A 13,400-nucleotide genomic window follows, 5' to 3' on the forward strand; every position below is an offset into this window, starting at 1 on the left:
ATGGCGCTCTTCTCGGAACGTCGCGAAGGCTTCTCCCACCTGCCGCTGCACGCGGTGCTGGTGGCCTTCACCCTCTTCACCCTCTACCCCATCCTCTGGGTGGTGAGCCTGGCCTTCTCCGGCAAGCAGAGCCTGGCCATCTCCACGTTGCCGGAGAACCCCACCTTCTGGGACCGGCTGCGCGCGGTGACGCCGTGGCCGGAGACCTTCTCCACGTCCAACTTCGCGTCGGTGATGACGGACCAGCCGTTCGCGAAGTGGATGCTCAACAGCGCCATCGTGGCCATTGGCACCACGGTGCTGGGCGTGTTCCTGGCGTGCACCGCGGCGTATGCCTTCAGCCGCTTCAAGTTCCCCGGCCAGCGCGCGGGCATGATGGCGTTCCTCGTGTCCCAGATGTTCCCGGGCACGCTGATGCTCATCCCGCTCTACATCATCCTGGTGCAGTGGCTGGGCCTGGGCAGCAGCCGGCTGGGCCTCATCATCGTGTACGCCACCACGTCCATCCCGTTCAGCGTGTGGATGCTCAAGGGCTACTTCGACACCATCCCCAAGGACCTGGAGGAGGCGGCGCTGATTGAGGGCGCGTCCGTGGGGCGCATCTTCTGGAGCGTCATCCTGCCCCTGGCGAAGCCCGCGGTGGCGGTGACGGCGCTCTTCAGCTTCATGACCGCGTGGAACGAGTTCATCCTCGCGGCGACGTTCATGGACCAGGAAGCCATGTACACGGCGCCGGTGGGCCTGCGCTTCTTCGTGGGTGGCTTCAGCCAGCAGTGGGGCTACTTCGCCGCGGGCTCCATCATCGTGTCCGTGCCCGTCGTGTTCCTCTTCCTCTTCCTCCAGAAGTACCTCGTCTCCGGGCTCACCGCCGGTGGCGTGAAGGGTTAGTCGCGCCGTTCTTCGCAGTCCCCCCGTCTGTCGTTGCAAGGAGCCGCATCCCATGATCAACCCCCGCATCGCAGTCCTGACGTTGGCCGCCTCGCTGTCCGCGGCGCCGGCCCTGGCCGACAAGGTGTCGTTCAAGGACCCCACCGGTGATGACAAGGGCCCGGGCAAGTACACCTACCCGACGGACCCCGTGTACAAGCCGGGCTCGTTCGACCTGACGGGCTTCACGCTGGACCAGGGCGGCAACAAGACCGACATCACCATCCAGCTGAAGGCGTCGCTGGAGAACCCCTGGAAGATGGCGGACGGCTTCTCCGTGCAGGAGGTCTTCGTCTTCATCGACACGGACCACAAGGTGGGCAGCGGCTTCACGGACAGCCCCCCGGGCCTCAACATCGCCTTCGCCCCGGAGGACGCCTGGGACAAGGTCATCATCATCTCCCCGCAGGGCTCCTCGCGCGTGCGCGCGGAGGCCAACAACAAGGCGGGCGCGATGAAGGGCGCCGTCGTGGTGCCCACCAAGGTGCGCGCCTCCGGCAACAAGATCACCGCCACGGTGCTGAACTCCGACCTGGGCGAGGGCGACCCGACGAAGTGGGGCTACCAGGTCGTGATGCAGTCCAACGAGGGCTTCCCGGCGGACAATGACCTGCTCACGCGCCGCGTGAATGAATACGAGGGCCAGCACCGCTTTGGCGGCGGCTCTGACTTCAACTGCGACCCGCATGTGATTGACGTGCTGGCCGGCCAGGGCAAGGGCGACAGCTCCGAGGTCAAGGCGCAGTACGACATGCTCGCCTACGAGTGCGCGAGTGACGGTTCCGCAACGAAGAAGGCCACGCTGAAGATGGTGGCGGGCCCGAACCGCCCCGCGGCGCAGGCGGGCGCGGCGACTCCTGCTCCCGCTCCGGCGGCCCCCGAGGCTCCGGCTCCGGCGCCCGCTCCGGCTGGAACGACGGACGCTCCGGCGCCGACCACGGCCACGCCGACGAAGTAGTCGTCGGCGGACTGTTCAAAACAGTCTGTTTCAAGGTTTGATGCAACATGGGGAGGGCTGCCGCGGTGAACCCGCGGCGGCCCCGGGAGAGGGGATGACCCCCCTCTGAATCAAGTCTTCGAGAAGGGTTTTCCGAACATCATGAAGAATCGCAAGAACGTGGTGCGGGGAGCGTGTGCGCTCACCGTGGCGGCCGGCCTGATTCCTGGGGCGGCCATGGCGCAGGACAGCGGCCCCAAGCTCACCATTGGTGGCACGACCTATACCAAATACCTCTGGGGCAATCAGCGCGACCAGGGCGCGATGTACAACTTCACGACAGTTCCCGGTGAGGGCTACGGCGACAACGGTATCGGCACGGAGCTGGAGCTCCTGCTGAACGCGAAGATCTCCCCGCAGGTGGAGGTCAACGGCCGCATCCACAGCCGCTTCAACCAGAACTTCTGGACGAACTTCGGTGGCTTCGGCGGTGACCCGTCCAAGCCCTGTGTCGCGGGCGACTGCGGCGAGTTCGACCCGCGCTCCAACCAGTACATCAAGCTGCGCGGCATGGCGGTGACGCTGCGTCCGGGCTACCTCATCGACTCGGCGCTCATCGGCTCGACGGACCTGGGCCAGTTCGACCCGTTCGTCATCGGCCGCGTCCGCTATATCGACCGCGACAACGCGTCGGCCATCATGCTGCAGGGCTCCAACTTCGACCGGAAGCTCACGTGGGACGCGGCGCGCATCGCGCTCCCCCGGCTCTGGGCGGGCCCGAGCTTCAACACGGGCGTCTTCCACGCGCGTGACGCCTCCTACGGCTTCCAGGCGAAGTACACCCCCTCCGAGCTCTTCGACGTGGGCGGCATCTTCCAGTACGCCAACGACCAGGAGATCAACGCCGAGGACAACGACTTCGACAACGGCCGCGACCTCACGCCGCGCTACCGCAACGGCGTGGGCGGCCTGAAGGCGGGCCTGCACATGGGCTCGTGGCTGGACGTGCGCGGCGCCGCGTACACGTCGTACTCCAACGCGGACCCGGTGCTGTCGCCGGCGAACTTCGGCGGCATTGGCGGCTACAGCGCGGTGCTGGCGGGCCGCCACACCGACCAGACGTACATGCTGAACGCGTCCCTCAACGACCCGCTGGACGTGGGCCTGTCGCTGAACTTCCAGCTGTTCAGCATTGGCGCGGACTACGTGGCGGTGATGGCCAGCCGCCGCGAGGCGGACGTGCTGCTCACCGAAGGTCACGACGGCAGCTTCGCGTTCCCCGGTCCGTCCAACGCGTCCTACGGCGTCTACAAGGGCAACCCCACCCGCATCGGTTACGGCGGCTGGACGAGCGAGGCCCAGCAGGTCGCCACCATCAACGTGGACAACGACTTCACGGACTTCGACGAGCCCATGGCGGAGACGGCCATCGGTTGGAAGGGCGTGACGGCGAACCCGGTCTACACCAACGGCGCGCTGGAGGTGGGCGGTGAGTATTCCTTCATCACCTACAACACCAACTGGCAGGCGTACGGCAATGACCAGCAGTCGCTGAACAACACCACGTACCCCGGCACGGAGCTGGATTCGGGCGTGGGCCACAACTTCCGCACCGCCTACCAGCCCTTCCAGGACAAGAAGACGCACCTGATCGCGCTGCGCGCCAAGTACGTGGTGGACGTGCTGAAGGGCATCGATGTGTTCGGCAAGTTCAAGTACATCCACGAGTCGGACAAGCGCATGAACGACCCGCGCTTCCTGCCGTTCCAGCAGGGCGCGTGCCCGGGCGGCGCGGTGGCGTGCGACAACTCGCTCGTCAACGAGTACAGCGCTGGCAACAGCACCTCCGGCCTGTACGGCAACCCGGCGGTCATCACGAACAGCGAGGGTGACACGGGCTACCAGTTCAAGCCGTTCGACAACATCGCGGACGACGACCGCCTGCTGGACTACACGACGTTCACCGCGGGCGCGGGCTACCAGTTCACGGATGACCTGTACGTGTCCGCCAGCTACTCCAAGTTCTTCGCGGACCTGCTGGACGGCAACACGGCGTTCCAGGCGTACAACAACCAGGAGATGGCGTCCGGCAAGCACAACAAGAACCAGCTGCTGGTGAAGGCGCGCTACATCCTGTCCGGCGTGGAGTTCGGCCTGGAGGGCCAGTACGCGTTCGGCACCTTCCGTCCCGACTTCGGCGACGGCTTCGTGGTGCAGTACGCGGACGACACCATCTCGGCCGACCATGGCGTGGCGGTGGGTTCGCGCGGCTTCACCAACCGCAACGGCGGCTGGAACAGCCTGGAAGAGCGCCACTTCGAGCACGTGCGCGTCAAGGCGTTCATGAAGGCGCAGTTCTAGTCTCCGCGCGCCCTGCATCCAGCGGGGCATGCGGTTGACGCAGTGGGAGCCCGGGGCGCCTGTGAAGGCACTCCGGGCTCCTTGCGTTTGGGGCCCCGCGCGATACACCTCCAGGGCCGTTCCCTCTCTTCGTGCTCGAGGTGTCCTCCCGTGCTCCCGCGCCGCCGCCTGTCCGCGCTCCTGCTCGCCTCCTCCCTGGCCGCGTGTTCCGGCGGCAAGACGCGCGAGGACGCGCTGCTGTTCCGGCTGACGGATCCGGTGGGGGATGACCACGGCGACGGGGAGCTGGTGTATCCGCGCCGGACGGACCTGGGGCGGGGCGACCTGGACATGGTGTCGGTGGCGGCGTTCGCGGATGGAGAGGCGACGCGCTTCGAGGTGACGTTCGCCCACCCCATCGCGAGGCCGTCGCGCGCGCAGGCGTTGGACCTGGAGGGCGCCACGGTCGCGGAGCGCGCGCGGCACGGCTTCTACACATTCAACGTGGACCTGTACGTGGACACCGACCGGGTGGCGGGCTCCGGGCGCACGGACACGCTGCCGGGGCGCGGGCTCACGCTGGCGCCGGACTCCGGGTGGGAGAAGGCGGTGGTGTTGACGCCGCGCCCGTACGAGGCGCGGGAGGCCCTGCGCAAGCACTGGCGTCAGGCGGCGCTGGATGACTACGAGAAGAAGACGGGCCCCATCGGCGGCAAGGTGGAGGCGGAGCTGAACGCGGCCACGGAGCAGGCGCTGGAGGCGCGGGTGTTCTTCCCCACCATCATCCAGGTGAGCGGGCGCACCGTGATGTTCCAGGTGCCGGACCGCTTCCTGGGGGGACACGCGCGGGCGGACTGGGGTTACGCGGTGGCGGTGACGGGCGCGTCCCTCGAGCGGCGCGTGGCGCTGGGCGGGATGTTCGGCGGGGATGTCACCGCGAACCAGCGGCTGATGGCGATGGGCATCGCGCCGGGGGAGGCCACCTACGACCGCTTCGGCGGAGGCCGCAAGGGCGATGCGTCGCAGTCGCCGGTGGTGGACCTGCTGGTGCAGCCGGGCACGACGCAAGAGGAGGTGCTGGGGCCCACGAAGCCGGCGTGGAGCGCGGTGGTCCCCGCGGGCCGTGAGGTGGTCCCGGCGGCGGTGGTGGCCCCGGCGGCGGGCTCGGAAGGCGCGGGTGCGCCGGAGGTGGCTCCGGCGGGCACGGAGGACATGTCGGTGCCAGGGGTGGCCGTGCCCGGTGTGGAGGATGCACGGCGCGTGGATCCTCCGTCGCCCGCGCCGTGACGCCGGCCGCTATTCCACCCGCCAGATGCCCGTGGAGCGCGGCGGGATGCTGGTCTTCCACGCCCCCGAGCCTCCTGTCAGCGGCGCCACGCCAGGATCCACGAACAGCGGCTCCACCGTTGTGCCCTCCACGTCGAATGGCCCCACGGCCTCCTGGGCGTTGGAGAAGTTGTGCACCACCAGCACCTGCTCGTCGTCCCGCATGCGCACGAACGCGAGCGTGCGGGACACCCCCGTCGTCGCCGTGAAGAGCCGCAGGCCTCCCGTGCGCAGCGCCTCCGAACCCTGGCGCGCGTGGATGAGCGACCGGTAGCGCGACAGCAGCGAGCCCGGTGATGCGCGCTGCGCCTCCACGTTCGCCGTCTCCCGGCCGGAGGAGAAGCCGTACCACGGCGTGCCCGTGGTGAACCCTCCGCCCGGCGCGGCCGTCCAGGGCATCGGCGTGCGCTTGGCCTCGTCGTTGTTTCCGGCGCCGTTCCCCAGCCCCAGCTCCTCGCCGTAGTAGAGGAACGGCGCGCCCGGCAGCGTCAGCAGCACCGCCGCCGCCAGCCCCAGCTTCGACGTGTCGTTGGAGAACTGCGTCGCCAACCGCACCATGTCGTGGTTGGTGAGGAACGGCGCGTCCGCCACGCCCGCCGGGTAGTTGTTGCGCATCTCCAGCAGCTTCGCCGCCACGCCGCCGCTGCTGCCCGCGTTGATGCCCTCCAGCACCCGCGTCGACATGGGGAAGTTGAAGTTGAGCGGGAGCTCGTCCCCGCCCGGCACCGTCGCGGTGGAGCCGTAGTACTTCGCCACCGACGGCGTCTCGCTCCAGCTCTCTCCCACCAGCACCGCGTCTGGCTTCACCGACCGCACGTGCGCGGAGAACTCCTTCCAGAACGCGTGCGTCTCCGGCGTATCGGACTGGCCCGCGCCTCCGCCTGTCTCGATGAGGTAGCGCGCGGCATCCAGCCGGAAGCCATCCACGCCGCGCTCCAGCCACAGCGTGGCCAGACGCTTCACCTCTTCGCGCACCGCGGGCGTCTGGAGGTTCAGGTCCGGCATGCCGCCCCAGAAGACGCCGTAGTACCAGGCGCCGTTGCGCTCATGCCACGTGTTGGTCTGCGAGTAGGTGTCCCACGGCTGGTTCCACGCCGGGTTGTTCGCGCGCCACTGGTACCAGTCGCGCTTCGCTGACTGCGGCGACGACGCCGAGTCCACGAACCACGGATGCGATGAGCTGGTGTGGTTGATGACGAAGTCGAGGATGACGCGCATGCCCCGGCGGTGGGCTTCGTCACACAGCCGCTTCAGGTCATCCAGCGACCCATACGCCGTCTGGATGCGCTCGTAGTCCACGACGTCGTAGCCGTGGTAGCTGGGCGACGCGAACACCGGCATCAACCACAGCGCATCCACGCCCAGGTCGTCCGTCGTCGCCGGGTTGCCGTCGTTCAGGTAGTCCAGGCGCGAGATGAGCCCCGGCAGGTCCCCCACGCCGTCGCCGTTGGAGTCCTGGAAGCTGCGGACGAACACTTCGTAGAAGACCGCGCCCCGATACCAACCGTCTCCGGCCGGCGCGGCGAGGATGACGCTTCCAGGCGCGGGCGGGTTGATGCCGGGCGACGGCGAGGAGCTCGCGCAGGCTGACAGCAGGGCCGCGCTGCACAGGGAGAGGCCGCGGAGGGGACGCATGCCTTCTTCCTCTAGCAGCGAACGTTCCGCCCCGGCCAGCGTCCGGGTCCCGTGAAGCGCGCCCACCCGGCCAGTAGGCTGGGAGCCGCCATGTCCCACCCCGCGCGCCGCCTCCACTCCCTGCACATCCGGCAGGGCCACCCAGACTTCCTCGACCTCCCGTGGGAGCTGCCGCTGGAGGCGTGGCCGGAGCGTTCACCCCGCGTGGTGGAGGTGCCGCGCGGACTGTCCCGGCACGTGGTGGTCTTCGTCAGCTACGGCGCCACCATCTACGCCTTCAAGGAGACGCCCGCGCGCGTGGCCCAGCGCGAGTACGACGTGCTGCGCGGCCTGGAGGACCGCCGCCTGCCGTCGGTGTGTCCCGTGGGGCTGGCGGTCCAGACGGAGGCGGACCTGGAGTCCGCGCCAGGGGACCGGCCCGGGATGCTCATCACGCAGTACCTGGCGTCGTCGCTGCCGTACCGCGCGCTGTTCATGCACCAGGGCCTGGAGCGCTACCGCTCGCGGCTGCTGGACGCGATGGCGGGCCTGCTGGTGCGGCTGCACCTGGGCGGCTTCTTCTGGGGCGACTGCTCGCTGTCCAACGTGCTCTTCCGCCGCGACGCGGGCGAGCTGCAGGCGTACGCGGTGGACGCGGAGACGTCCGAGCTGCACGAGCAGCTGTCCGCGGGCCAGCGGGAGATGGACCTGCAAATCATGGAGGAGAACGTCGCCGGAGGACTGGCGGACCTGGCCGCGCGCGTGGAGCTGGCGGAGGAGCTGCCCCAGGAGCTGGAGGCCTGGCAGGAGACGGCCAGCAGCATCCGCCAGCGCTATGAGCGGCTGTGGGCCGAGATCAACCGGGAGATCATCCTCCAGCCCCACGAGAGCTACCGCATCCACGAGCGGATCCGCACGCTCAACGACCTGGGCTTCTCCGTGGGGGAGGTGGAGCTGGTCGCGAGCGGGCAGGGCAGCCAGCTGCGCATGCGCACCATCGTCACGGACCGCGAATACCACCGGCACCAGCTGCACACGCTCACCGGCATCGTCGCGGAGGAGCGGCAGGCGAGCCTGCTGCTCAACGAGGTGCGGGAGATGAAGGCCACGCTGACGCGCAAGCTGGACCGCAGCGTGCCCCTGAGCGTGGCCGCGTTCCGCTGGCTGGACGAGCGCTACCACCCCACGCTGTCCCGCCTCCAGAAGGAGCTGGGCCGCGTCGCGGACACGGCGGAGCTCTACTGCCAGGTGCTGGAGCACAAGTGGTTCCTGTCCGAGCGCGCGAGGCGCGACGTGGGCCTGGACGCGGCCCTCCAGGACTACGTGACGCTCACCCGCAAGCAGCCCGGCATCGCGCCGCTGCTGGAGGACACCGCGCGGGCCGCGAGCGGGAGCGCGGAGGAGGAGGCTCCCGCCGGCGGGCCCGGGGCCTCGCGCCCGGTGGGGTGATCAACCGCCGATGCGGATGGGCGGTTCGATGAGGAACGGCTCGGTGGCCCTGGGGTCGTCCGGGTCGAACGCGGGCGCCATGGGGCCGGCGCCCGTGGGCCTCCACTTGCGAGGCACGCGCTCCAGGCCCACGGGGTAGATGGTCAGCGCCCCGTCCTTCCCGATGCGCATGCGCAGGAAGTTCTTCCAGTCCGGCAGCGCGAGCGCGCCAAAGGCCTCGTTGGAGTGCGCGCCGAAGAAGTTCACGCACAGCCAGAGGTACACGCCGGTGATGAACGGGCCCACGAGGAAGCCGCCCACGAACGTGAGGGTGCACGAGAAGAAGAACTTGCCGGCCAGGTGCATCCACCCGTCCGTGCAGTGCGCTCCGTCCGGCATCAGCTCCGGGCAGATGCCCAGCTTGCTCACCGTGAAGTACGTGGCGCCCCACGCGACCCAGAACGCCGCCGCGATGTGCGCGGCCCCGTGCAGTCCGCCCAGCAGCGCGCGCCACCTCCCGAGCGCCGCGTCCGCCAGCCCCGCGAGCCCTCCCACCGTCACCATCCCGAGGATGAGCGTCCAGGGGCGGTTGACCATGCTGTTGGCCACCGCCGACGCCACCTCCGGCAGCCGGGACAGGCCCAGCGAGCCCACCTCCGCGTAGGCCGCCAGCGCGAGCAGCAGGTACCACAGCCCGGTGATGAGTCCGAACAGGGGGCTGTAGCGGATGAGGAGCAGGTTCTTGCGCGCCAGCCGCCGCGACGTGGCCTCGTCCGGGAAGCACTTGCGCAGCGTGGAGCCGTCGCGCAGCACGGGGGCCGCGGGCGCGTGCGTGGGGTGCATGAAGGCGCCACCGCCGCCCGCGGTGATGCGGTGCTGGCCGGTGTCGTCCTCGTGCCGGCGGTAGTGGTGCAGGTCCCCCGCGAGGAAGACGCAGATGCGCCGCCCCAGCACCTTCTCCTCCAGGTACTCCAGGTTGTTCTCCAGGTAGCTGCCCTTGGCGCGCCGGGCGGCCGCGAGCACCCACGCGGGCTCCGCGTTGCAGAGGATGACGCGGTCGTCTGCGCCCATCTGTTCGGCCACCTGGCGGAAGTACTCCACCTGGGGCACGTCGATGTCGCTGTTGAGCTGCACGTCCGTGCCGATGAGCCACCACTTTTGTGGCAGCTTCAGCGCGAAGTAGCTGCGGGTCTGCCGCGTGCGTCGCCCGGCCAGCCAGCGCTGCGCGCAGAACAGCCGCATGAAGGCGGACAGCCCGTCGTACCAGTCATGGTTGCCCGGGATGACGAACAGGTCCGGGTGGGGCGCCTGCGAGCGGCGCATGGCGGCCTCGTAGGGCTGCACCGTGCGCTCCTCGTAGGTCTCGCGGCTGGCGCCCGGGTAGACCTCGTCCCCGCCGAAGATGAGCACCCGGCCGCGCGGCGTGGCGTGGACCTTCCCGCCCTCCTCCTCGGGGAGGTTCAGCTCTGGCAGGGCCAGCAGGCGGGCCACCGCGTAGGTGGAGTCCCAGCCGTCGCCGATGTCGGAGACGTAGTCCAGCCAGAGGTCGCCGTCCGCGCCGGCCTCCTCCGAGTAGTCGAAGTAGGGCGCCTGCGGACGCACCACCGCTTCGATGAGCCGGTGGTCCGCGCGCGCGCCGAACACCGTGGCCACCACCGCGTCCAGGCCCGTGCGCAGCACCTGCGTGGGATGCAGCCAGCGCACCATGTCCGCGTGCTTCTGGGGCTTCGTGGCGGTGGCGCTGCCCCGCTCGCGCACCAGCTGCGGCGGCGGCTTGGGTCCTGGGTCTTCCCAGGGCGCGGGCGTGGTGTCTTGGCGGTCCCCTTGGGGCCGCGTGGTCTCACCCGCCATCGCGAGGACCCGGGACGGTGGAGGGGAACGGCCGGAAGGAAGGCGCCAGGGCGGACCGGAGAGCCATGAACCCCTGGCTTAGCACGCCTGCCCCTGCCTCCTGGAGGGCAGGCAGGCGTGGTTTCCATTCCCCGGTGGGACGGTCCTTGCGACCATGAGGGCATGTCGAATGCGGCCCTGAAGGACTTCCCCGTCGTCGTGCCCTTCACCGTGCACTGGAGCGAGATGGACGCGTTCGGGCACGTCAACAACGCCCGGACGTTCACCTGGTTCGAGTCCGCGCGCATCGCGTACATGGCGCGCATCGGTCTGGTGGGGCCGTCTGGTGCGGGGACGGAGCGGACGACGGCGGAGGGCGTCGGGCCCATCCTGGCCAACACGCACGCGGACTACCTCCGGCCGGTGGTGTTCCCGGTGAGCCTGGTGGCGGGGGCGCGCGTCGCGCGGGTGGGCACGTCCTCCATCACCTTCGAGCACGTGGTGGCGGGCGCGGACGACGGGGTCCTCTACACGCGCGGGGGCTCCATCATCGTGACGCTGCGCTACGCCACGCATGAGAAGGTGCCGGTCCCGCCGGCGGTGCGGAGCGCCATCGAGCTGCTGGAGGGTCGCTCGGCCGCTGCGCAGACGTAGTGCCGCCGCGCCCGGAAGTGCGGGCCCTCGCGCACGGTGGAGGAGGGCCCCCCCTGCCGGGTGCGCCTGCCGCGCGGATGCTGAGGGGCCCCGTCAGGGCCCCGGCGTGTCGGGCAGGGGCCGCTTGAGCACGACGAGCGCGAGCGTGGTGGCCAGCGTACCCGCGACGAGCGCCAGCACGTAGGGCCCCAGCGGCTGCACGGCGTTGGGGATGGCGAGCACGAAGACGCCGCCGTGGGGCGCCCGCAGCGTGCAGCCGAAGCCCATGGACACGGCGCCCGCGATGGCGGAGCCGAAGACCATGGCTGGGATGACTCGCAGCGGGTCGCGTGCCGCGTAGGGGATTGCGCCCTCGGTGATGAAGGCGAGGCCCAGCACGGCGGCGGCCTTGCCGGCCTCGCGCTCCTGGAGGGTGAAGCGCCGCTTCGCGACCCGGGTGGCGAGTGACAGGCCCAGCGGCGGCGTCATGCCCGCGACCATCACCGCGGCCATGGGGGTGAAGGTGTTGGAGCCCAGCAGGCCCACGCCAAAGGCATACGCGGCCTTGTTGATGGGGCCTCCGGTGTCGACGGCCATCATCGCGCCCAGGAGCAGGCCCAGCAGCACGGCATTCGTTCCGGACAGGCCGTGGAGGAAGCGCGTGAGGGCCCCCATCAGCGCGGCGACGGGCGCTCCGATGACGTAGGTCATCAGCAGTCCGACGATGAGCGCGGAGAGCAGGGGGAGGACGAGCACCGGCTTGAGGCCCTCCAGGTTCGCGGGCAGCCGGATGCGGTCGCGCAGCGTGCGCGCCACGATGCCCGCGAGCAGGCCCGCCGCGATGCCGCCGAGGAACCCCGCGTTGAGCTGGTTCGCCAGCATTCCGCCAATGAAGCCCGGCGCGAGCCCGGGCCGGTCCGCGATGGAGTACGCGATGTAGCCCGCGAGCGCAGGGACCATCAGGGCGAAGGCGGCGTCGCCAATGCCTTTCAGCGCGGCGGGCAGCGAGCCGGGTTGCTTGTACGCGTCGATGCCGAAGACAAATGACAGCGCCAGCAGCAGGCCGCCCGCGACGACGAACGGGAGCATGAACGACACGCCCGTGAGCAGGTGCTTGTACACGCCCGTGGGTTCGGCTCTCGCGGGAGCGCCTGGGAGGGGAATGGCGGGGATGGCGCCCGGGGGCGCGGGCAGGGCGAGGGCCTGCTCCACGACGCGGTCCGCCTGCTTCAGCGCTTCACCGACGGAGGTCTGGAGCAGGCGCTTGCCCGCGAAGCGTTCGGTGGAGATGTGCGTGTCCGCGCCGATGATGACCGCGTCCGCCTGGGCGATCTCCTCCGAGGTCAGCGTGTTCTTCGCGCCCACGGAGCCCTGCGTCTCCACGCGGATGGCGTAGCCCTTCGCGCGGGCGGCGCGCGTCAGGGCCTCCGCGGCCATGAAGGTGTGCGCGATGCCCGTGGGGCAGGCCGTCACCGCGACCAGGGTCCTCGTGGGCGCGGTGGACGGCGGCGTGCGCGGGGGCGTGGCATCAGTGCGGTGCGGGGGGCTGGAGGTGGCGGGGGGCGAGGCGATGCTTGTCGTGGGCGCTTCCGCGCGAGGGGTGGCACTGGAAGTGGCGGGGGGCGCGGCGATGCTTGTCATGGGCACTTCCGCGCGGGGCGAGGCGCTGGAGGTGGCGGGGGGCGAGGCGACGCTGGTCGAGGGCGCATCCGCGCTGCGCGTGGCGCGGGAGATGACGAGGGGCTGCGAGGCAATGCTTGTCGTGGGCGCTTCCGCGCGGGGCGAGGCGCTGGAGGTGGCAGCGGGGGGCGAGGCGACGCTTGTCGAGGGCGCATCCGCGCTGCGCGTGGCGCGGGAGGTGACGAGGGGCTGCGAGGCAATGCTTGTCGTGGACGCGTCGGCACGGCGTGGCGCGAGGGATGGAGTTTCCTCGGCTCCGGAGTTCGGGCGGGTGGGATCCCCCGGTACGGATTCGGCTGCCGTCGTGCGGTGCAACGTGGCGCGGGCGATGGCCTCGTCAATGATGCGTTCGGTGTCGCGGATGGCTGTCGCCGTGGAGGTACGAACCAGCGGCTTGCCGTGGAAGCGCGATTCGTCCACGGTGATGTCCGTCGCGAGGATGACCGCGTCCGCCTGGGCCACCGCCGCGCCATCGAGCGGCGTGCGCACGCCCTCCGCGCCGCGCGTCTCGACCATCAGGTCGTGACCCTTGAGCTCCGCCACGCGACGAAGCGCCTCGGCGGCCATGAAGGTATGCGCGATGCCCGTGGGACAGGCGGTGACCGCCACCAGTTTCGCCATCGTCGTCGAGTCCTTGCCGCAGCGCTGTCTCAGCCCGTGCCCAGCGGGTGCATCCGCACCGCGC

General features: G+C 70.1%; 9 protein-coding genes. 6 read left to right on the top strand and 3 right to left on the bottom strand.

The features are described 5' to 3' along the window. From FOF48_RS18845 to FOF48_RS18860, 4 genes are all read left to right on the top strand, one after another. On the top strand, positions 1-888 hold the full coding sequence (locus FOF48_RS18845) for a sugar ABC transporter permease (RefSeq protein ID WP_143903596.1): 888 nt from the start codon (positions 1-3) through the stop codon (positions 886-888). Between the two features lie 52 nt (positions 889-940). Further along, positions 941-1,885, top strand: coding sequence for a glucodextranase DOMON-like domain-containing protein (locus FOF48_RS18850; RefSeq protein WP_143903598.1), 945 nt, complete (start codon positions 941-943; stop codon positions 1,883-1,885). Positions 1,886-2,026: 141 nt separating this feature from the next. Beyond that, positions 2,027-4,225: a hypothetical protein gene (locus tag FOF48_RS18855; RefSeq protein WP_143903600.1), complete on the top strand. Its 2,199-nt coding sequence runs from the start codon at positions 2,027-2,029 to the stop codon at positions 4,223-4,225. Positions 4,226-4,375: 150 nt separating this feature from the next. Continuing rightward, on the top strand, positions 4,376-5,491 hold the full coding sequence (locus tag FOF48_RS18860) for a glucodextranase DOMON-like domain-containing protein (RefSeq protein ID WP_143903602.1): 1,116 nt from the start codon (positions 4,376-4,378) through the stop codon (positions 5,489-5,491). Positions 5,492-5,500: 9 nt separating this feature from the next. Here FOF48_RS18860 and FOF48_RS18865 read toward each other — a convergent pair whose 3' ends face one another. Then, complete coding sequence (locus FOF48_RS18865) at positions 5,501-7,165, bottom strand: alpha-amylase family glycosyl hydrolase (RefSeq protein WP_143903603.1); 1,665 nt, start codon at positions 7,163-7,165, stop codon at positions 5,501-5,503. Between the two features lie 90 nt (positions 7,166-7,255). Here FOF48_RS18865 and FOF48_RS18870 point away from each other — a divergent pair, with 90 nt between their 5' ends. Further along, positions 7,256-8,593, top strand: a complete 1,338-nt coding sequence (locus FOF48_RS18870; protein WP_143903605.1) for a DUF4032 domain-containing protein — start codon at positions 7,256-7,258, stop codon at positions 8,591-8,593. Here FOF48_RS18870 and FOF48_RS18875 read toward each other — a convergent pair whose 3' ends face one another. Beyond that, entirely contained in the window at positions 8,594-10,423 is a 1,830-nt protein-coding gene (locus FOF48_RS18875) for a metallophosphoesterase (protein WP_186001968.1), read from the bottom strand. A gap of 162 nt (positions 10,424-10,585) precedes the next feature. Between FOF48_RS18875 and FOF48_RS18880 the strand changes: the two genes are divergently transcribed. After that, positions 10,586-11,056: a thioesterase family protein gene (locus FOF48_RS18880; RefSeq protein ID WP_143903607.1), complete on the top strand. Its 471-nt coding sequence runs from the start codon at positions 10,586-10,588 to the stop codon at positions 11,054-11,056. A 93-nt stretch (positions 11,057-11,149) separates the two neighbouring features. Here FOF48_RS18880 and FOF48_RS18885 read toward each other — a convergent pair whose 3' ends face one another. After that, on the bottom strand, positions 11,150-13,336 hold the full coding sequence (locus FOF48_RS18885) for a PTS fructose-like transporter subunit IIB (protein WP_186001969.1): 2,187 nt from the start codon (positions 13,334-13,336) through the stop codon (positions 11,150-11,152). Positions 13,337-13,400 lie beyond the last annotated feature (64 nt).

Origin of the sequence: Corallococcus sp. Z5C101001 (assembly GCF_007352635.1) — a bacterium.
Classification (GTDB): Bacteria; Myxococcota; Myxococcia; order Myxococcales; family Myxococcaceae; genus Corallococcus; species Corallococcus silvisoli.